This window comes from Bdellovibrio sp. HCB274, from assembly GCF_047306075.1.
GTDB lineage: Bacteria > Bdellovibrionota > Bdellovibrionia > Bdellovibrionales > Bdellovibrionaceae > Bdellovibrio.
Genome location: NZ_CP178623.1, coordinates 1,611,637 through 1,631,388, shown reverse-complemented (window position 1 = coordinate 1,631,388; position 19,752 = coordinate 1,611,637). Strand labels below are relative to the sequence as shown.

Below are 19,752 nucleotides of genomic sequence, written 5' to 3'. Positions count from 1 at the left end.
CTTTATGATTGATACACAGAACTCCTATTTCATCATTCTTATCAGCGGCGTGGCTTTGTTTCTTTACGGCATGAGTATGACCAGCTCTTCTCTTGAAAAGCTTATGGCCGGTAAGATCACGCATTTGCTTAATCACCTTTCCCAAAATAAACTTCTTTCGATTCTTACGGGTGTGGGATTAACAACTTTGATGCAAAGCTCAGGAGCGGCAACCTCGATGCTGGTCGGACTGGGATCTGCCCGCGTCATCAATCTACGCCAGGTGATGGGTGTGATTATCGGGACTGCGATCGGTACCACGATCACAGTTCAATTGATCTCGTTTGATTTAACCCAGTACGCTTTGCCGGTCTTTGCGGTGTCCTTCGCCTTTTATTTCAAATCCAAGAAAACGGTCTTTAAAAACCTCTCCCTGGTTTTCATGGGCTTTGGCTTGCTGTTTCTGGGACTAAAACTGGTTTCAACGTCCTCGCATCACTTTGCGGAAAATCCAATGCTGACGGAGTTTTTCCAAAGCGTTCGTGACAACCCGGGCTATTCTCTTTTGATTTCTATTGTGTTCTGCGCGTTCGTGCAAAGCTCTGCCATCACAATCGGTCTTGCGATGAGTTTGGCGGCAGTAAAAGCGATCACGTTTTACGATGCGATGATCTGGGTTTACGGTGCGAATATCGGGACCACGTCTGTGGCCTTGATTTCTGCGGCAGGCGGAAACTATATCGGGCGCCAGGTCGCCTGGGCGCATTTCTTTTATAAAACCATCAGTGTGGTGATCTTCTACCCGTTCACCCAGCTCTTTATCGATTTCCTGATGACTTTCGATACGACTGTTGCGCGCTCGATCGCCAATGCGCATTTAATTTTTAATATTATCTCGGCCATCATCTTCTATCCGTTCATCGATAAGGGCGCTCAGTGGATTGAAAAAATGTTCCCGAAAGCGGCTTCAGAGGAATTTGGTACCGAGTTCGTGAACATGAACAACTACCAAAGCTCTGCCCTGGCGGTTTCTTATGCCAATCGCGAAATCATGCGCACTGCGGATATCGTCCTGGGCATGATCAAAGACTCGATCAAACTTTTTGAAACCAATGATCCCAAGGTTTTTGACTCCATCAAAGATCGCGACAACAAGGTCGATTTCCTTTACCGCGAAACAAAAATGTTCTTATTGGATCACGCCAACAAGTCCAGCACGGTGGTGCATCAGAACGTTATGAATATGATCATGTTCCTGTCTGATGCCGAACGAGCAGCTGATGCCATCGACATTAATATTCTGGCTTTGGCGATCAAAAAGAACGCTTTAAAGCTGGAATTTTCGGGCGAAGGCTGGGCGGAAATTCGTGAAATGCACGAACAAGTGGTGAAGGTTTCTTCGATGGCGATCAACGCCTATCAGAATCGTGATCTTTGCGATGAAGCCATTCAGTTAAAACGTGATTTGGCAAAAATGGAAATTTCACTGCGAGAGAATCATATCAGCCGCTTAAACCGTGGTCTAAATTCATCCATTAATACCAGCTCGATCCATCTGGATTTGCTAAGTGAATACCGCCGTATTGCAAGCTTGCTGTGCAATCACGCTTACAATCAAAGGACTCATAAATAATGCTTCAATACGTGAGTCCCCTGGTTTTGCTGTTGATTTCAAACGTCTTCATGACCTTTGCGTGGTATGGGCATTTAAAGAATTTTAAAAGCTCTGCCTTATGGATTGTGATTTTAGCAAGCTGGGGTATCGCCCTGTTTGAATATATCTTTCAGGTTCCGGCGAACCGCTTAGGCTCTGAGGTGTACACCTTGCCACAGCTTAAGATCATGCAGGAAGTAATCACGATGGTGGTGTTTGCTGGGTTTTCTTATTGGTATATGGGACAGCCTTTGAAGCTTGATTATCTTTGGGCTTCATTGTGCCTGATCGGTGCAGTTTACTTCCTCTTCCGATAGCCCACACTTCTCCCTCGAGAGAATCCCAATTCTAGACACAAGTCCAGTCATCTGGTTTTTAGTCCCATTCCAAGATACAATAGGGGTATGAAGTTTATCCTGATTTTGGAAGATGACGAGAGAACCAATCAGGATCTATATGACAGCCTAAAAAGTATAGATCCTCAGCTCTCTATTCGCTTTTTCAAGGATCTGGCTTCATTTCATGAGTTCCTTAAAGTCGCCATGCACGAAGGCGCAAAAGCCCTGGCAAATGCCGGACAAAAACATCCCTCCGATCTTTCTGACACACCCGAACCCTCCATCGCTGATGAGCTTCGCCTGGTCATCGCCAAGAATGAGTTCCTGGGAACTCAAAACATGGGACTGGTTCGTCGCGCGCGGGATTTTTTCGTTCGCAAAAAAATGTGCGCCGAGCACGAACCGACAGCATTAATTCTTACCGCCTTTGATAATCCAAACTTTGATATCAAGCTTGCCGAAGAGCGCATTATTAATAATGTTCTTTATAAGCCTTTTGATAAACTGATAGTTAAAGAACATCTTCAGTATGCTTTGACCGGCCATCACCCGGTGACTAGCACGACCTTGGCGGCGACCAAGATTTCAGCAACGATTGAAATGCTAAAAGATATCCAGTTTCAGTCATTATCTGAGATTGGCTTTACCAGTTTGAATAATCACGAAATTAAAATTGGCGCTATCACCAAGTACTACAGCGATGCTTTTTCATCAGACAGCAAAAAAAGTATTCTGGCGGCATGCGTGGCCTGCAAGGAAATTTCCATCAAGGAATTCCTGTGCACTTTCCAGTTTGTCGGCGCGGACCCTGGGCAGATTACCAAGATCCGCCGTGATATCATTCAGAATAAAGACCATCGCACTTTGGATTTACAAACTCCTAAAGGAAATTTAAAAACCAGCATCATTCTGCTAAACGATGATGACTCTTTGGATATTGAAATTAAAACGATGCTGAATCAAAGATTTCAAAATCTGGAAGTTTACAGCTATAAGAGTCAGGGTCAGCTGCTTTCTGACTTGCAGGACTTAGACAGCAAAGATCGTCAGAACCCTGCTATTAATCCGGACTTGGTTATTATCAACTACCACATGCTGGACATAGAAAAAGAGAAAACCTGGGAATCCCTGGTTGATAAGATGAGTGCGCGTGCAAAAAAACAAGGGGTGCCCTGGAAAGAAACGCCTCCGTTAATAATTTTATCGCGCACTAAAATCGCTCCACCGGAAGTCATGGACATGAGCCGTTGGTGTAAGGACATTTTCTTTGCACCACTGGATAAGCCGTATATTGCAAAAAAACTGATTACGAACTTTGCCATCACTACGGTGGAAACAACGTCCCTGCCTTACATCAAAGAAGTCGTTCCTGCCAAAGTGGCAAATCCCGTCGAGATCACGCAAATCTCGGAAGCTGGATTGGTTATGAAATACCACCGCGCGATTTCCACAGGGGCTTTCCGTGAATTTATTTTGTGGCGCGTGCAGGAACATCAAACCCCGGAAATTATCGCAACCGTCAACTACTCTGAAGAGAACAAAGCTGCAGAAGGCTATTTGAATCACTTCGTATTCTTTGGGATGAAAGACAGCTTTTTAAAACACATCCGACTTTGGCTGGTGGATGCCCATATCAAAGCGAAAGAAAAAGAGTCCGCTTAAAACCAAAGCCGAGTCCAGTCCGGTTTCATTACACTTCGCAGGACACCTGTGAGTTCAGAATTCGCAATATAAACAGTATTTTATCAAGTTAAGCTAAGTTTTTTCCGAAAAAATACTCATGAAAACACTTCTGCTTTCAATGACATCGCTGTTTTTAATCCTGATTTCTTTGAACGTTCATGCTGATTGGATGAGCGAACAAGAAGCGCCGTTCACCATCGTAAACACCACCGACACAGTGACTGTTGATAAAAACGGTTTGTCTGAAAGTATCGTTGAAGCCGAGATGCAAGTGCTAAACGAAAGCGGTCGCAACGAATTGGTGTTGCAGAAAATTCCTTTTTTACCTGATGCTTCCACTGTCACTTTTATCAAGGCCTCCACAATCACGGAAGGTGTCGAATCTGCAGTGAATGCCAAGGACGTCACAGTTCGCGCAGCAAAAGGCCCGGCTCAGGGATTAAGTCACGTCAAAGAACTGGTAATCCCTTTTAATAATCTAAAGATTGGCTCCATCACAAAATACACGGTAAAAATTAAATACAAAAAGAATGTTCATGCGGGACTTTTTAATCAGTCCTATGTGATCGGGCTTCACGCCCCGGAGAAGGCCGGTAAGATCAAAATCAAATCCCTTCTCCCCCTTTACCATCAGATCACCGATCCGTGGAAAGTACTGAATAAAAAAGAAAGCCGTGAAGGCGAATTCTATGTTTTTGAAATTGAACAAACGAAACCTTTATTCAAGGTTCCTAAAGAGCCACTGGCAGTTCTAAATGCGGATCTGGTCACGCGCGTGGATATCTCCACCATGAATGACTGGAACACTTTCGTGAAACCGCTGGCGAAAAAATACGAAGACATCCTGGCGGTGAAAACTCTGCCCGCTCCTTTTACGCGAATCGTGACCAAAGCAAAAAAAGGGAAAACCACGGCAGAAAAAATCAATATCGTTACTTCTGAGCTTGCTAGCATCATGACCTATTCAGGAAACTGGACAAGCCTTGATAAAATGGTCATCGCCCAACCCTTAAAAGACATTTCTCGAGTTAAAACCGGCGACTGCAAAGACTTCTCCCTGGCGACCACAGCCATGCTAAGATCCCTGGGCCTTGACGCGAAAGTTGCGTTGGTGCGCAGAACCTCGACTCAGGAAGCAAGTCAAATCACGATGCAGACTCCCCCATCCCAAGTGGTGATGGCTTCCGCGTTCAATCATGCCATTGTTAAAGTGAAGGAAGGTGATCGTACTTATTGGGTCGATCCCACTAATATCGTCAGCAACGCCGAATTCGTGTTTTCGGACATTGCGGGGTCTGGAGCTTTGGAGGTCAGCGCCTTGGCTAAAAATTTGGAAACAGTGCCGTTTCCAACAGCCTCCCAATCCCGTCTGACTTTTGATAAGACAATTAAAATCAATCTGGATCGCAGCAGCGATACGGTTACAAACTTTGAAGCCCTGGGTGACTATGCGAAATACGTCACAGAATCTTCTTTCGGCACCAGCGAAGAGGCAGCCAAGAAAACCCTGATGAATTATCTGCGCAATGATAATAAAAATGCCAAGGGCATGTACGAGGGCTTTAGCTTTCGCAATCGCGTTGCAAATTCCATCACCGGTACTCAAAAAACCATCGGCGAGGAAATCGTCAAATGGGAAGATCAGAAGTTACTTCTGAATATTGGCTTTCCGTTGGCGGCTCTGACCCCGATGGCATTAACTGGTTACCGTGTTACTCCGGCTAATCTATTGGGACGCTTTTCTGAGTCAACGGTGACTCATGTTAACGGCTATGATTTTGTGGGCTACGAACTGGGCTGTAATATTTTAACTCCGTGGTATCGCATCACCCGTGAATTCATCAAAGAGGAAAAAGGCTTTAAAGTTGTCGATGAAGTCGTTTTTGATAAAGTGCAGGTATCATCTGAAGAACTCAACTCTGACAAATTTCAATACATGCTGGGCTCTTTGGCCGAGTGTATGAAAAGCAGTGTCGTGAAAATCACCCCGCTTGCCGCTGCGGATACTTTGCAGAGTCGTCTGGACAAGTACACAGTGCAAATTGCCTTGGATAAGCTTGCCCTTGGGGGTCCGAAATCGATTCAAGGCGCACGCGAAGCATTCCACATTACGGGACAAATTCTTTCCCAGGATTCTGAAAACAAGGATGCCCTGCTGGTTCGCGCTCAGGCGGTTCGTCGCGTGAATTATATCAATAACAGTATTGATGACTCTGAATATATCAATGAATCGGCCCGCATTTTGGATGTTGTGGAAACCCGCCACCCTCAGGATCCAAAAGTTTTACAGCAAAAAACCTGGGTTGCAGTCTATCGCAATGACAAAGAAAAGATCTCCGGACTTTTCAATCAGGCCTATAAGACATCGCCTAAAGATTACGACCTTTACAAATTGGGCGGTCGAGTTTTGGAAGATTTGAAACAAATCCAAGCGGCTATTGGTTCCTATACCAAAGCCTTTGAACTAGCCCGCAACCAACAGGAAAAAGCCACGGCAGCAGCATCCCTGGGGCACCTGCTGATCACCAACAATCAGATTGAAAATGGTGTGAATTATTATAAGTACGCGATCAAAGCCGATCCGGGCAACTCGTGGCTTGCTGGCAACTTTGCGGCGTTGATTCAGACTTATGGTCGCTGGGATGATTCTATTGCCGTGGGCGAGGAAGTTGTTAAAACGAATCCCTATGGAATGGCTAAAACTACTCTGGCAAAAGCATATTCTGGAAAAGCTGACATTATAATGGCTGCACCAGTTAACAATCCCCTGGATCAGGCTAAAAACCTGGATGCTTCGGAAAAACTTTACGCCAAGGGACTGACCCATGCACCGGGCAATGAAGAATGTCTGCTGGGTTTGTCACGAGTCTATCATATCCGTGCTACGGTTGATTTAAATCCAATGACGGCACAAAAGTCTTTGCGTTATTTGGAAAAAGCATTGGAAAGCAAAAAAGTTTCCATAGAAAAAGTAGCCTCGATGAAAAAAGATCTGCTGCTGATCGCCGATGGCAAAAAGCCCACGCCAAGACTTCCGGCGGCCGCTAACACTCCGATTGCAGTAGCAGAACCTGTGAAGGCGCAGCCTTCGCCAGTCGCACCGACTGCAACTCCGATTGCTGTTGTCGTGCCCGCGGCACTTGTTGCAGCAACTTCACCAACACCGACGCCTAAACCAGTAAGCAAGCCGACAACTGCGCCTACCGCTACAGCATCAGTTACACCAGCAGCGACAGCTTCTGTCACGCCTCCGGCAACACCATCAGCGTCACCAACGGCTTTACCATCCACTACTCCGTCGGTTGCGCCAACCACGCAACCAGCAAAGTGATTTTTCAGACTGGTTCTTTAGGAACCAGTCTTTGATCTTTTTAATAGTAAAGAATTACTGACAACTGAGACAGAGCTCATTGCCATCGCAGCTCCTGCGATAACGGGATTTAGCATTCCGAAGGCAGCCAAAGGGATTCCCAAGACATTATAGAAGAAGGCAAAAAACAGATTTTGACGAATCTTTTTCAAAGTGGCTTTGGAGAGATGAATCGCGTGCACCACTGATTCCAGGTCATTGTTCATCAACGTGATATCGGCAGTTTCAATGGCGATATCAGTTCCTGATGACATGGAAAAACTTACGTCTGCCATGGCCAGTGCCGGAGCATCATTAATCCCATCACCCACCATGGCTACAAATTTCTTTTGTCTTTTCATGGTGACAATAATACCGGCTTTATCAGAAGGTCTGACGCCAGATTTGTAGTCTCGAATTCCAGCTTGTTTTGCGATCTCTTTGGCCGTGCCTTCGTTATCCCCAGTCAGCATCATGACCTGCACGCCTAGGGCATGTAAATCTGCGATAGCTTTCTTGGAACTTTCACGAATTCGATCAGCGACCGCCACATAACCCAGGATGCGATCATGACTTCCCAAGACCATCACGGTTTGCCCTTGTGATTCCAAGCGGGTGATCAATTCATTTTGCAGGAATCCACCACCCGCAACCCAATCTGGACGGCCAAGTTGATATTGAACTCCATCAATCAAACCTTCAACACCGTGGCCACTAATGACCTTGAAATTTTGCACGGGCTTTAAAGACGCACCTTTTGCGCTGGCACCAGAAGTAATTGCATGTGCGAGTGGATGCGATGATCCATGCTCTAAGCTTGCCGCCAGCGACAGTATTTCCAATTCACTTGTTACTGACACTCCGTGAACCTCGGTAACGACAGGTTTGCCTTCGGTGATGGTTCCGGTCTTATCCAGAACCACAAGATTTACTTTTTCACCAAGCTCCAAAGCCTTGGCATCTTTAAACAAGATCCCCATGCGTGCAGCTTTTCCGATTCCCACAACAACCGCCGTGGGCGTAGCCAGTCCCAGTGCGCAAGGACAAGCTATAACTAAAACCGATACTGACGCTACAAAAGCTGCCTGCAAATCAGAAAGGAAAAACCAGGTTAAGAAAAAAGTGACGATGCTAATTAGCACCACAACGGGAACAAAGACACTGGAGATACGATCAGCTAACCGCTGTATCGGAGCTTTTGATCCTTGAGCCGTGGTTACTATTTTAATGATTTGCGCCAGCTGCGTTTTCGCGCCTACGCTGGTGGCTTTTATTTTCAAGACCCCATCTTGATTTAAGGTTGCTGCATACACATGATTGTCGGGATTCTTCTCTACGGGCATGCTTTCACCTGTCAGCATGGATTCATCGACTGAAGAATGTCCCTCGACCACCATTCCATCGACAGGAATGGCCTCCCCGTTTTTTACCAAAACTTTATCACCAAGTTTTACGTCATCAATCGCGGTTTCAATCCAATTTCCGTCTCGCTCGATCCAGGCCATTTTGGGTTGCAGCCGAATAAGTCCTTCCACGGCTTCCGAAGTCTTACCTTTAGCCCGGGACTCCATCAGTTTTCCCAAAAGAATTAACGTGATCACTGCGGTGCTAGCTTCAAAATAAACGTGTTGGTGGTGCCACTTCATCACAATCACTACGACACTTAACAAGTAGGCCATCGTTGTGCCCAAGGCCACCAGCACATCCATGTTTGCACTTCGCGCTTTTAATGCGTGATAAGAGCCGACATAAAACCTCCAGCCGATCCAAAACTGCACGGGAGTCGCCAATGCGAACTGCACCCAACGTGGAATGAATTCCTGATGTCCTTGCGTAAACATCAACACCATCTCAAGCAAAAAAGGTGCTGTAAGAATTGCTGAAATCACGAAGTGACGGAAATCATGCTGATATTCAGCCGCAGCGATTTCTTTGACCTTTTGTGCATCAAATTCTGAATTCACTTCAAAGGCCTGGTATCCCAGATTTTGAATTGTTTTGATCAAAGCTTCAGGAGAGACGGACTGCGGATCAAACTCGACATGAGCTTTCTCGGTGGCGAAGTTTACAGACGCTTTAACCTCGGGAACGCCATTTAAGGCTTTCTCGATTTTTGCAGCGCAATTCACGCAGGACATTCCGATCAGCTGCAAATCAGTACTTAAAAGCTGTCTGTTTGATTCCATGTTAGATCCTTGTCTGCAATAAGAGCCTCTGATCCTATTAGGACACAGAGGGTCTTTTTGTGACAAAGATTTATGGGACTGGTCTTACCTTTTGAGTGGCGACTGTAATAGATTGAAATTCCTGCTTAAACAGGGCCATTAGGTCCTGTGCTGTTTTACGGGGATCTAATTTAAAGTCACCCAAACAAGCAGTCTTTACTGGAGTGCCTTCGTTGGTCACGTTCATTGCGAAATGCACCATCGTCGAAACCGGAGAACGAGTCGCGATACTGATGGAAAGCTTGCGGTCTCCCCAGTAAATATCATCGCCGTCACGAATCAGAACATCTAACTTTAAATAAGCAGCGCCGTGCTTTTGAACATAGTCACGGGCAATGGCCGCAAAAAGTCTTTGCAAAGCCACACCACTAAACAGATCACGATCAAAGACTTCGATAATAAAATGAAGCATTTCATCGCCTGCAATCACAGCGTTGGCCAGAAGATCTTCACCATCCACCATGTGGGCTGCTGGGATGTCACACTGACCAACCCAGGACACAATCGAAGGTCCAAGCTTGCCGTGCTCAAGATATGCAAATAACGAATGAAGCTGACTGCCGTCGTAGGCAAATTTCTTTTCGATAAAATGCATTTCCATAATCACCCCTTAAAATAACTTTTTACATCAACGTTGGCAGAGGCAAAAGCGCGCTTTGCCCGTTGGCAGGACTCACACTGCCCGCACCAGTCGTCACCGGCAAAATAACAAGGCCACGTAAGTTCCCACGGAACGTTCAGGCCCTGTCCCAGCAAGACGATCGCTGGTTTATTTAGATGAGCGGTGTAACAGCCAACAGTCACTTTATTCGCTGTTGAATAAGACAGCGCATGAGTGGCAGCTTTTAGAAAATCCACGGAGTTGTCTGGAAAAGTGGCCGCTTCCTCGGCGTTGAAGCCCGGGATCACGGAATCAGCTCCCAATGCTTCCGCATACGCGGCAGCAATATTCAGGAAAATACCATTACGATTGGGAACCCAAACTGACTTTGCAGTCTCTCCGGATTTTTCCAGGTTGTCGATCTCGACATCCTTGCCTGTCGGCACGGCCTGATCATCAACCAGCAAGGAGGATTTATTGAATTCCTTAAACCAGGTTACATCCAACACCTTGTGCGGGACATTCAGGTACTTTGCGATTTTTGCGGATTGTTCGATTTCTTTTTTCGCGGCTTTTTGACCGTAATTAAAAGTCAAAGCCAGCACCACTTCGTGGTGATGCTTGATCGCTTCAAATATATTCACCGTCGAGTCTAAGCCCGATGACAATAGGACAACGACTTTTTTCTTATTCTTCATGACATGGCCTTCAGATCACGAACCAGGATTTGAATGGTTTTTTGCCCAGCAAAATAATTCCACTGCAGCTCCCCTAAAATATCATAGAAACCCGGCACGTTGTGCAAAGTTTCCACCTGACGAGGAGTCGGAGTAAATAGCAATGCTTCCATCGTGGCATTTGTATCCGGATCAAACAGTTTAAGGCGCAAGTGACCGCCCTTAAGTTCGCGTTTGGACAAAACCTGGATGTTAGCAAAATGAATCAAGGGAATAGCAAACCCAGCCCCGAATGGTCCGACAAAGTCATACCACTTCATCAGATTCGTGCTGACTTCTGGCAAACTGGCTTTAACGTCATAAAAAATTTCCAGCGGTTTTGGCTTTTCGCGCAAATCTGAAAAATGAGAATCCAGCTTTTGCACAAACTGGGAAACCTTGGTTTCTGCGATTTCAAAACCCGCTGCTGCCGAGTGACCGCCAAAACGGCTCATTAGTTCAGCTGCAGTTCCCATCGCCTCGACCAGACAGGCATCCTGACCTTGAGGTAAACGTGCGGAACCGACGATCATTCCATCGTCGCCGATGGAACCGACAAAGGCCGGCTTATTATAAACTTGAGTAAGCTTGGTCGCGATCAAACCCACAACGCCGCGGTGAAAACTGGAAGAGGCTACAAATACAAAGTCTTTATGTGGCCACTCTTTAAGTAGTTCTTGAGCTTCTGCTTCGGCATCACTTTGTAGTTGCACACGCGTGGAATTGTTCTTCATAACCTGACGAACCATATCGCGGGCTTTTGCCTGATCTTCCAAAAGGAAAATATCAATCGGCAGAATTCCCGATTCCATTCTGGAAAGAGCATTAAGTTTAGGTGCAAAACGGATGGCTACATCCTGGCTGGTTAAAGCACGATCCTGAAGATCTAACTCTTCAAGTAATGCACGAAGTCCTGCTCTTTTGGTTTCAGCAAGCTTCACCAGGCCATGCTTTACCAAAACGCGGTTATCGTCCACGAGTGGCACCATGTCGGTTAAGGTACCGATGGTAAAGTAATCCAGAACCTCTTTAAGATCCCAATTGTTTTTAGGTAGTTGCGGATTATCGTGAAAGTATCTTTTCAGACCGCGAAGCAAGTAGAAAGCGACGCCGGCACCACACAAATAACCTAAACCACTTTCGCAAGTTCCCTGATTTGGATTAATGATGACATAGGCTTCCGGCAAAGTATCAGCTGGCAAGTGATGATCCGTAAGGATCACATCCACACCCAACTCACGGGCTTTATCGATGGCTGCATGGGCCGTGATTCCAACGTCAACCGTGATAATCAGGGATACGCCTTGAGATTTTAATTCCTCAACGGCTGCGGCGTGAAAGCCGTAACCTTCAGACAGACGTTTTGGCTGGTAATGAAGTACTTCGGTGAAACCCAAAGCCTGCATTCCCGTTTTTAGTAGTGCCAACCCCGACGTACCATCCAGGTCAAAATCTGCATAAATGCAGATCTTTTCTTTATTCAGATAAGCATTCCCCAGACGCTCCAGCGCTTGAGACATCCCCTTTAACAAAAGAGGATCTTTCAAATCCACGAGCTTTGGAAAAAGAAGTTTTTCAACTTCATTGGTTTCGGTGAATCCTCGGGCTGCAAGTAGCTTACCGATCAAGGATGGCCACTGCCCCTCGACCTTTGCGGGCGTTAAAACCTCGCCGTTAGCTTCTCGTAGTTTCCACAAAGGATTCACACAAACTCCAAAAGGACTCTTGTCCTTGTTTAAAACACAAAGGCCCCTTATCGGGGCCTTGCTTTATTAAGCAGTCTTTTTACCCATCAATTTATCCATATACATGACAAACGGTGCTGCCACGTAAATGGAAGAGTAAGTACCGAATGCGATACCCACGCAAATCGCGAATGCAATGTCGCCCACTGTACCGCCAGAGAAGATCCACAAGCACAATGCTGAAGTGAATACAGTTCCGGAAGTCATGAACGTACGACGAAGCATATCGTTGATCGCTTTGTTGATGATAAATTTATAGCCTTTATCGTGATACAAGCTGTCTGTTTCACGGATACGGTCAAATACGACGATGGTGTCATTCAGAGAATAACCAATCAATGTCAGAATTGCCGCCAGGATAGGAACGTTTACTTCCTTACCTACTGCCACGAAAATCGCCAGAGTGATAATCGCATCATGGGCCAAACAGAATACAGCGCCCGGAGCGTATTTGTAATCGAAACGAAGACCCACGTAGATCAGGATCACAAGCAAGCAGTAGAATACCGCAAGCAAACCGTTACGTTTCAACTCGGCGCCCACTTGAGGTCCCACCGTGTCGATACGACGGATATCCGGACTGTGATCTTTGAACTTAGTCTCGATCATAGTTCTGATTTTAACGATATCCTGATTCAGGATTTCATTGGTTTCTTTATCAGTAGCGCCCTGCTTACCCTGGAAACGAATGATGTATTCATTGTTTTCACCGATAGCCTGAACACCCACATCACCCAGTTTCAGTTCATCCACGGATTCACGAACTTGATCGATCGTGACACCTTGAGAGAATTTTACCTGAAACTCGGTACCACCCTTAAAGTCGATACCATAGTTAATCCCTTTAATCCCAAGATAGATCAAAGAAATTACGACCAACAAAACCGAGATCCCTGTGAAAAGATTCGTTTTGCCGACAAAGTCGATTTTGCCCCAAGATTCAGTTGTCGCTGTTTTTGAAATATTATTAGCCATTTTTTGCACCAATCCTAGATAGACAACTTCTTCACGTTAAATTTGTAAATCAACTGATCCACGATAACTTTGGATACGAACACGTTCGCAAACATAGTTGTCACGATACCAATCAACAAGCTCACCGCGAAACCGCGCACCGGACCTGTACCGAAGTACAACAAGATCACAGCAGTCGCACCAGTTGTTACGTTGGAGTCGATGATCGCAGACATCGCACGGTGGTAACCCTCTTTAATAGCGGTATTCAGACCATGGCCTGCAGCCAGCTCCTCTTTAATCCGCTCATTAATGAGCACGTTCGCATCGACCGCAAAACCCACAGTCAGGGCGATCGCCGCAATACCCGGCAACGTCAATGTAGCGCCGAATGAAGTTAGAAGTGCCAAAACACCCAAAACGTTCAGACCCAGGCACACTGCCACCACAACACCCATGCCACGGTAGTAAACGATCATAAACAATGCAATCAACGCAGCACCAACGAAGGCACCCATTTGAGCTTTATCAATAGAGTCAGCACCCAAGGTTGGACCCACGCGACGCTCTTCCAATTGCTCCAATGAAGCGGGCAATGCACCCGCACGAAGAGCTGTGGAGATCATTTTCGCTTCGTCCATCATTTGGTTACGATCACGGCCACCCCCCAAAGTGATAGTCGCCTGACCGCCACCAATACGCTCACGAATGCTTGGAGCGGATTTGATGATCTTATCCAGAACGATCGCCATTTGCTTACCGGAGTTTGCACCCGTCAAATCAGCAAATTTCGTAGCTCCTGCAGAGTTGAAACGAAGAGAAACCATTGGAGCACCGTAGTTGTCGTAACCGACACTTGCGTCATCCAAAGCGGATCCACCAAGATCTGTATCTGTTTTAAGAAGATAAGGGATCGCACCTGTTTCCATGGAAGTCGCGTTTGCAGACTTCTCGAAGTAAACCACAGTTTTTTCCGGCAATTTGCCTTTAAGATCCGCGTTGATGCGAGTCACGTAGTCAGAGTACTTCATAGAATCCAATTTATAACCACCCGCCTTTTCAGCGTCAGCGATCATCACTTGCAATTCCTGTGGAGTTTTTTCGTGAGATACGATCATGAAATCAAGTTTCGCAGTTGTATTGATCAACTGTTTCGCTTTTTCCGCATCGGCCATACCTGGCAATTGAACCAGGATACGATTCGCACCTTGTTGAGAAATGGACGGCTCTGCCACCCCGAACTCATCGATACGGTTACGGATTGTTTCAATCGCCTGTTGAATCACGCGATTTTTATAGTCGTTCAAATAAGCATCAAAATAACGGTAAGTCGCCGTCGTTGCCGTTGAGCCCACTTGCTGCAAGTCTGCCGGATGCTTATCGCTCATGTATTTTTCAACTTTTGCTTTATCACCCTCTGCGAATGACAAAACAACTTCACCTGCTTCAGGACGCTCGGATTTAACATCAGTCAAAGCCACGCCTTCTTTTGCAGTTTCAGATTTCAAAGATGCGATCAAACGAGTTGTGGACTCGCGAACCACGCCATCAACGTCAACACCCATTACTAGATGTAGACCGCCTTGAATATCCAAGCCGTAGTTCATCTTTTGCTTAGATGGCCACCATGCATTTCCAAAATTCACCACGTTCGGCATAAACCAAACGAGAGCCAAAATGATACCCGCAACTGCGGCTGCGGTTCTCCAACGAAGTCCGTCCATTATTTCTTATCCTCTTTAGATGCTGCTGCTTTCTGAGTTGTCGCAATTTGAGTACGAAGCATTTTAACTTTCACGCCATCCGCGATCTCTACAGTCACGAACTGGTCAGTGATGCCCTCGATACGACCCAAGATACCGGAAGAAGTGATAACTTCGTCGCCACGTTTGATTTCATTCAAGAACTTTTGGTGTTCTTTTTGGCGCTTGGATTGAGGACGGATAATAAGGAAGTAGAAAATAACGAAGATGAAGATAAACGGAACAAACATCTCCAATGTAGATGGTTGGCCGCCGGCTGCAGGTGCTGCCGCTTGCGCATGAGCTGTATTAACAAGAAGTTCGAATAACATGATTCCTCCAATGATGACGCTAAAATTCAGCATTATTCCATGGAAGAATCAATAGTTATGTCAGTTAGCCTTTCTTTACGAAACGCGTTAAGCAGTCATCACGGAACGCCGCCCAACGACCTTCTGCGATCGCTTCGCGGGCCTTTTCCATCAATTTCATATAGAAATGAATGTTGTGAATCGTGTTCAATCTTGAGCCTAAAATTTCACCACTCAAGAACATGTGACGCAAATACGCCTTGGAATAATTCGTACACGTGTAGCAATCACACTCTGGATCCAGCGGTGAAGGATCTTCTTTGAACTCGCTGCGCTTAATGCTGACTTTACCCTGCCAAGTATAGATCGTACCGTTACGTGCCACTCGAGTAGGCATGACGCAATCGAACATATCGATGCCCGAATCGATTGCAATAATTAAATCTGTTGGCGTTCCCACACCCATCAAATAACGCGGCTTATTCGCCGGCATTTTTGGCGCAATATGCGGAAGAAGCTCGTGCATCAAATGAATTGGCTCACCCACCGAGAAACCACCCAGTGCATATCCGGGCAAATCAACGGAAGTGATTTGCTCCAATGATTTCAAACGATGCTTAAGGCTTAAGCCCCCTTGCACGATACCGAACAGCAAACTTGTTTTGCGAGTCATCGCGGCTTTTGAGCGCAACAACCAACGGTAGGTCAAAGCCATGGAAGCTTCAATTTGCTCGTCTGTTGCCGGGTATTGAAGACATTCATCAAAGGCCATGATGATATCAGAGCCCAGATCCATTTGGATCTCCATGCTCTTTTCTGGAGAGATAAAATGTTTTGCGCCGTCAAGGTGCGAGCGGAATTCAACACCTTCTTCGTTCATGTTGCGAAGTTTGGACAAAGAGAAAACCTGGAAACCACCGGAGTCAGTCAGAATCGGACCGTGCCAGTTCATGAACTTATGAAGGCCACCCATTTTTTTGATGGTTTTTTCACCAGGGCGCAAATGCAAGTGATAGGTATTGCCCAAAACAACCTGAGTGCCGCAATCTTTCAACTCTTCCGGAGTCATCGCTTTCACTGTTGCTTTGGTACCGACGGCCATAAACACCGGAGTTTGCACCGGCCCATGATCAGTCATCAAAGTCGCGCGACGGGCATTGCCTTCGGTTTTATGGACAACGAATTGTCCCAAAGTCATTTCATTTTCAGAAGCAGGAGTCGTCATAGTTTTACCATCAAGCATGTTTATTTACCTATCCAGACAGTCAGGTCGCCATAAGAAAAGAGACGGAACTTTCTCTCAATAGCCCATAAGTAGCAAGTTTTTACTGTCTCTAAAGAAGAAAATCCAGAAACTAAAGCGAGTAAGGTTGATTCGGGCTGATGAAAATTCGTCAGCAGCCTTTGCACCACTTTAAACTCATAACCCGGCTGAATCAGAAGCTTGGTAAAGCCACTGAATCCTTCGCTGGCTGAGCCCTTTAACAGCCCCCCGGCGGCACTTTCCAAGGAACGCGTGGTGGTAGTTCCTAAAGACCAGACAAGCTTACCGGATGCACGTGCAGTCTGAACTGCGTTCCAGCTTTCAGCGGAAATTTCGACGTATTCTTCGTGCATATCATGATCGTTCAGATCTTCAGCTGTCACCGGCAGGAATGTTCCCAAGCCCACATGTAAAGTCACTTCGACGATCTGCACCCCATGGGCACGAAGTTGATCCATGTCTGATTTTGAAAAATGCAGGCTGGCGGTTGGAGCCGCAAAGCTTCCGGGCTGTTTTGCCCAGGCAGTTTGATACCAGGATTCGTCGGCCTCAACGGTGTGGCGTTCGTTACGGGCTCTTTGGATATATGGCGGCAGCGGAAGTTCTGCTACTTTTTGGAAGTAGTCCTCGGTCACAGCCTGGCTGAGTGTGACTTTTTGCGGGCGACCTTTTTCTTTTAAGGTCATGACCACGCCCAGTGGCAACTCCAACGTCTGACCGATTTTAAATTTTTTGGAGGGAAACAAAACTTCCCAGTCGAATTCAGTGTCTTGTTTCAGGAATAGAATTTCGATATCACCGGAAAACACGCGGCGTTTTAAAACCTGCGTGTTATTCACCACCAACACATCGCCGCTTTGAATTTTGCTTTTCAAAGTTTCGATGGAAATTTCCGTCGGCTGATTGTTTTCAACCCACATCACCCGTGAAGGGCGCTGCGGAGACGTAGCAACCAGTTCTTCGGGATAAGAAAAAATGAGGTCAGTGATTTTCATAGGGAGCCTTCATAGCATAGCTGCAATGAAGATTGTAGCTGCGAAGGTAACTTTTACCCTAAAACGGGCATTTCCAGTTGCCTCAGTGCTTAATCTGCGGGAGATTCCCGTTTAAATCATGAAATTCACTATAAACTGGGTTCTCCCCCTTATAACTGTTCTAAGCCTTGGGCTTTTTGCCCACGGGGAACCTAATTCCGAAGTGATGCCGGAATCGGCTGCGGACTGCCCGGTTTCCCACGAGTCCTGTGAGTTTTACCGGTGTATGAGTAAGCAACAACCTTGCGGTAAAAAAGGCTACTGGAAGGGCTTCGGAATTCCTTATTGCGAACTTTTTGTAAAAGACGAACATAAATTCAGCCAGGACAGCCAAATCTGGCTGCAGGAAGTACGCTTCTGCCTGCAGGTGCGCCTGCGTGAAACTGCGGATGGACTTCGTTGCGCACAGATTAAGCAAAAGGCGATTCAGGATCATGTCAGCTGCTATGTTGACACAGGATTTTGTCAACTTTCGTTCCCTGAACAGTTTAAGATCATGTGGTATCTGAAAGGCGCCCTGCGCGACATCAACACCTGGCGCGAGGCGGATCTTTTACGCCGGGCTTGTCAAAGACCATATCTTCCTTAGTAGCTTCATAAACTCCACGTCGTTAACATGAGCCCTTTAGGAGTTCGACATGACGAAGTGGATTCTGACGCTCGTATTACCATTGCTTTTGCCTTGCCTCAGTTATGCAAAACCTGAGATGCGCGGACTGCGCGTGGATCCTTCCTATTTTTATGAATTGTATCCCACCCTGGGCGCATCCGAAATCGCTCAGAAAGTTATCGCCAAGGCCCATGAGGCTCACGTTAATACACTTTTTCTGTACGCTTACGTTTCCAACCACGGAGCGTTTTATCCGACGGACTATCCACTGACCGAAGTGGAAACTCATTTCGGCGAGATGAATATTTTTAAGGAACTTTACACTTTGGCGAAGGCTCATGACTTTAACGTGGTGGCAGTGATTTCGGTGATGGATAATAAATCTGTCTGGACGGCCCGCCCCGAGTGGCGCTCGAAAATGCCCACGGGCCAGGATTATAAACCCATGCCGCAAACTTATTTGTTGTCAGCATGGCATCATGAATATCGTGCGTGGTTAAGAGGTTTCATTCAGGATCTGACTTCAAAATTTCCAGATCTTTATGCGATTGAAGCGGTCGAGCCAACAGTCGATTGTTACTGGCGCATGGAGGCTGATTTTAACCCCGAAGCCAACAAAGCTTTTTTTGCCCGATTTCCCCAGGGAAAATTGGGGGATGCCAATTGGAAAATCATGAGAGCCGAAGGCGTTACTGATCTTTTGGCGATGATGGCCGAAGTCAGTCACGCAAAAGGCATCAAAGCTGGTGTCGTACAAACGTGGCCCGCCCATGCCGATGGAAGTTTGTTTGAATCCGAAGAAGTTCGTGATGACGTGGGATTTGATCTAAACAGTATTTTGAATTTACAGGGCGCTCAAAAAATGGACTTCGTGGTGGGTGAGCTTTTGTGGCAGCAGTGGTTGGGAGAACATGGCACTCCGGTTTTTACTCCGGCGTGGACTCTGCCCGCTTCTTTGGACTTTCAGAAGATCGTCGCTAATCGCAGTGAGGTTATAATTCATATCGAGATTTCCACGTGGCATGGCCAGCACAGCAGTGTCACACCGGATCTGCAGCAATTTCAGGAGAGTCTTGAGGTGATCTCGGAAGTCGTGCCGCATATTGATGTCTATGATTACAGCCAAATTGAAAATCGCAGTGCCTGGGAAGAATTGGCGGCGTGGAAATAGTTGAGCTTCGGAAACTTTCACGTTAATGTTTGTGGATGAACATAAAGCATCTTGTGACATTCTTCGTGATTTTTTCATTCGTCGGCCTGGGGCCGGCATTGGCCGAGGACGTGGCGACCCCACCTCCCGCTGATGCTTCAGAAGTTCCTGTAACTGGTTACCAAGGCATGCTGCCTTATATTCAGGAAAACGCCGCGATTCGCAAAGAAGCTCAAAAGAAATACGGCTCTAAAAAATCCAGCAAGAAGAACAAAAAATCCAAGTCTAAATCTGCGAAATCCAAGAAAAAGTCCGGCAAAAAAACATCTAAGAAATCCAAAGCGCAGAAAAAACAGTAATAGTGGCTAAACGCCTCTACTCGCCGTCCAGGTGATCT

At 46.3% G+C, this 19,752-nt stretch carries 16 protein-coding genes; 7 read left to right on the top strand and 9 right to left on the bottom strand.

The window, feature by feature from the left end; genetic code table 11:
• The first annotated feature begins 4 nt into the window (after nucleotides 1-4).
• The 4 genes from ACLWNV_RS07935 to ACLWNV_RS07920 all read left to right on the top strand — a co-directional run bounded on the left by ACLWNV_RS07935 (nucleotide 5) and on the right by ACLWNV_RS07920 (nucleotide 6,985).
• Nucleotides 5-1,612: a Na/Pi cotransporter family protein gene (locus tag ACLWNV_RS07935; protein ID WP_413587393.1), complete on the top strand. Its 1,608-nt coding sequence runs from the start codon at nucleotides 5-7 to the stop codon at nucleotides 1,610-1,612.
• Nucleotides 1,612-1,950, top strand: a complete 339-nt coding sequence (locus tag ACLWNV_RS07930) for a DMT family protein (RefSeq protein WP_413587392.1) — start codon at nucleotides 1,612-1,614, stop codon at nucleotides 1,948-1,950. Before ACLWNV_RS07935 ends, ACLWNV_RS07930 begins: the two co-directional genes overlap by 1 nt.
• Before the next feature lie 87 nt (nucleotides 1,951-2,037).
• Nucleotides 2,038-3,633, top strand: coding sequence for a hypothetical protein (locus tag ACLWNV_RS07925; RefSeq protein WP_413587391.1), 1,596 nt, complete (start codon nucleotides 2,038-2,040; stop codon nucleotides 3,631-3,633).
• Nucleotides 3,634-3,751: 118 nt separating this feature from the next.
• Nucleotides 3,752-6,985 carry a DUF3857 domain-containing protein gene (locus ACLWNV_RS07920; protein ID WP_413587390.1) on the top strand — a complete coding sequence of 1,078 codons (3,234 nt, stop codon included), beginning with the start codon at nucleotides 3,752-3,754 and terminating at the stop codon, nucleotides 6,983-6,985.
• Nucleotides 6,986-7,002: 17 nt separating this feature from the next.
• On the opposite strand, the gene ACLWNV_RS07915 is transcribed toward ACLWNV_RS07920, so the two are convergent.
• The 9 genes from ACLWNV_RS07915 to queA all read right to left on the bottom strand — a co-directional run bounded on the left by ACLWNV_RS07915 (nucleotide 7,003) and on the right by queA (nucleotide 17,556).
• The gene (locus ACLWNV_RS07915; protein ID WP_413587389.1) at nucleotides 7,003-9,189 is read right to left on the bottom strand and encodes a heavy metal translocating P-type ATPase; all 2,187 of its coding nucleotides are present in this window, start codon (nucleotides 9,187-9,189) and stop codon (nucleotides 7,003-7,005) included.
• A 70-nt stretch (nucleotides 9,190-9,259) separates the two neighbouring features.
• Nucleotides 9,260-9,829, bottom strand: coding sequence for a DUF366 family protein (locus ACLWNV_RS07910; RefSeq protein ID WP_413587388.1), 570 nt, complete (start codon nucleotides 9,827-9,829; stop codon nucleotides 9,260-9,262).
• Nucleotides 9,830-9,831: 2 nt separating this feature from the next.
• On the bottom strand, nucleotides 9,832-10,527 hold the full coding sequence (queC, locus tag ACLWNV_RS07905; RefSeq protein WP_413587387.1) for a 7-cyano-7-deazaguanine synthase QueC: 696 nt from the start codon (nucleotides 10,525-10,527) through the stop codon (nucleotides 9,832-9,834).
• Nucleotides 10,524-12,251, bottom strand: coding sequence for a single-stranded-DNA-specific exonuclease RecJ (gene recJ / locus ACLWNV_RS07900; RefSeq protein WP_413587386.1), 1,728 nt, complete (start codon nucleotides 12,249-12,251; stop codon nucleotides 10,524-10,526). Before recJ ends, queC begins: the two co-directional genes overlap by 4 nt.
• A 66-nt stretch (nucleotides 12,252-12,317) precedes the next feature.
• Nucleotides 12,318-13,265 carry a protein translocase subunit SecF gene (gene secF, locus ACLWNV_RS07895; protein ID WP_413587385.1) on the bottom strand — a complete coding sequence of 316 codons (948 nt, stop codon included), beginning with the start codon at nucleotides 13,263-13,265 and terminating at the stop codon, nucleotides 12,318-12,320.
• Nucleotides 13,266-13,279: 14 nt separating this feature from the next.
• Nucleotides 13,280-14,968, bottom strand: a complete 1,689-nt coding sequence (gene secD, locus ACLWNV_RS07890; protein WP_413587384.1) for a protein translocase subunit SecD — start codon at nucleotides 14,966-14,968, stop codon at nucleotides 13,280-13,282.
• The gene (yajC, locus tag ACLWNV_RS07885) at nucleotides 14,968-15,318 is read right to left on the bottom strand and encodes a preprotein translocase subunit YajC (protein ID WP_413587383.1); all 351 of its coding nucleotides are present in this window, start codon (nucleotides 15,316-15,318) and stop codon (nucleotides 14,968-14,970) included. Before yajC ends, secD begins: the two co-directional genes overlap by 1 nt.
• A 64-nt stretch (nucleotides 15,319-15,382) precedes the next feature.
• Nucleotides 15,383-16,540 carry a tRNA guanosine(34) transglycosylase Tgt gene (gene tgt / locus ACLWNV_RS07880; RefSeq protein ID WP_413587382.1) on the bottom strand — a complete coding sequence of 386 codons (1,158 nt, stop codon included), beginning with the start codon at nucleotides 16,538-16,540 and terminating at the stop codon, nucleotides 15,383-15,385.
• Nucleotides 16,541-16,542: 2 nt separating this feature from the next.
• Nucleotides 16,543-17,556 (bottom strand): tRNA preQ1(34) S-adenosylmethionine ribosyltransferase-isomerase QueA, encoded by a 1,014-nt coding sequence (gene queA / locus ACLWNV_RS07875; protein ID WP_413587381.1) that lies wholly within the window; start codon nucleotides 17,554-17,556, stop codon nucleotides 16,543-16,545.
• 118 nt (nucleotides 17,557-17,674) lie between these two features.
• Here queA and ACLWNV_RS07870 point away from each other — a divergent pair, with 118 nt between their 5' ends.
• Genes ACLWNV_RS07870 through ACLWNV_RS07860 form a run of 3 tightly spaced genes read left to right on the top strand, consistent with a single transcriptional unit; the run spans nucleotide 17,675 to nucleotide 19,714 of the window.
• Nucleotides 17,675-18,184 carry a hypothetical protein gene (locus ACLWNV_RS07870; RefSeq protein ID WP_413587380.1) on the top strand — a complete coding sequence of 170 codons (510 nt, stop codon included), beginning with the start codon at nucleotides 17,675-17,677 and terminating at the stop codon, nucleotides 18,182-18,184.
• Between the two features lie 49 nt (nucleotides 18,185-18,233).
• Nucleotides 18,234-19,376, top strand: coding sequence for a hypothetical protein (locus ACLWNV_RS07865; protein ID WP_413587379.1), 1,143 nt, complete (start codon nucleotides 18,234-18,236; stop codon nucleotides 19,374-19,376).
• A gap of 35 nt (nucleotides 19,377-19,411) precedes the next feature.
• Nucleotides 19,412-19,714, top strand: a complete 303-nt coding sequence (locus ACLWNV_RS07860) for a hypothetical protein (RefSeq protein WP_413587378.1) — start codon at nucleotides 19,412-19,414, stop codon at nucleotides 19,712-19,714.
• The last annotated feature ends 38 nt before the right edge of the window (nucleotides 19,715-19,752 follow it).

Excerpts from the sequence above, each read along its gene's own strand:
- ACLWNV_RS07935 (WP_413587393.1), top strand. The coding sequence starts at position 5 with ATGATTGATACACAGAACTCCTATTTCATCATTCTTATCAGCGGCGTG.
- ACLWNV_RS07930 (WP_413587392.1), top strand. The coding sequence starts at position 1,612 with ATGCTTCAATACGTGAGTCCCCTGGTTTTGCTGTTGATTTCAAACGTC.
- ACLWNV_RS07925 (WP_413587391.1), top strand. The coding sequence starts at position 2,038 with ATGAAGTTTATCCTGATTTTGGAAGATGACGAGAGAACCAATCAGGAT.
- ACLWNV_RS07920 (WP_413587390.1), top strand. The coding sequence starts at position 3,752 with ATGAAAACACTTCTGCTTTCAATGACATCGCTGTTTTTAATCCTGATT.
- ACLWNV_RS07915 (WP_413587389.1), bottom strand. The coding sequence starts at position 9,189 with ATGGAATCAAACAGACAGCTTTTAAGTACTGATTTGCAGCTGATCGGA.
- ACLWNV_RS07910 (WP_413587388.1), bottom strand. The coding sequence starts at position 9,829 with ATGGAAATGCATTTTATCGAAAAGAAATTTGCCTACGACGGCAGTCAG.
- queC (WP_413587387.1), bottom strand. The coding sequence starts at position 10,527 with ATGAAGAATAAGAAAAAAGTCGTTGTCCTATTGTCATCGGGCTTAGAC.
- secF (WP_413587385.1), bottom strand. The coding sequence starts at position 13,265 with ATGGCTAATAATATTTCAAAAACAGCGACAACTGAATCTTGGGGCAAA.
- secD (WP_413587384.1), bottom strand. The coding sequence starts at position 14,968 with ATGGACGGACTTCGTTGGAGAACCGCAGCCGCAGTTGCGGGTATCATT.
- yajC (WP_413587383.1), bottom strand. The coding sequence starts at position 15,318 with ATGTTATTCGAACTTCTTGTTAATACAGCTCATGCGCAAGCGGCAGCA.
- tgt (WP_413587382.1), bottom strand. The coding sequence starts at position 16,540 with ATGCTTGATGGTAAAACTATGACGACTCCTGCTTCTGAAAATGAAATG.
- queA (WP_413587381.1), bottom strand. The coding sequence starts at position 17,556 with ATGAAAATCACTGACCTCATTTTTTCTTATCCCGAAGAACTGGTTGCT.
- ACLWNV_RS07870 (WP_413587380.1), top strand. The coding sequence starts at position 17,675 with ATGAAATTCACTATAAACTGGGTTCTCCCCCTTATAACTGTTCTAAGC.
- ACLWNV_RS07865 (WP_413587379.1), top strand. The coding sequence starts at position 18,234 with ATGACGAAGTGGATTCTGACGCTCGTATTACCATTGCTTTTGCCTTGC.
- ACLWNV_RS07860 (WP_413587378.1), top strand. The coding sequence starts at position 19,412 with ATGAACATAAAGCATCTTGTGACATTCTTCGTGATTTTTTCATTCGTC.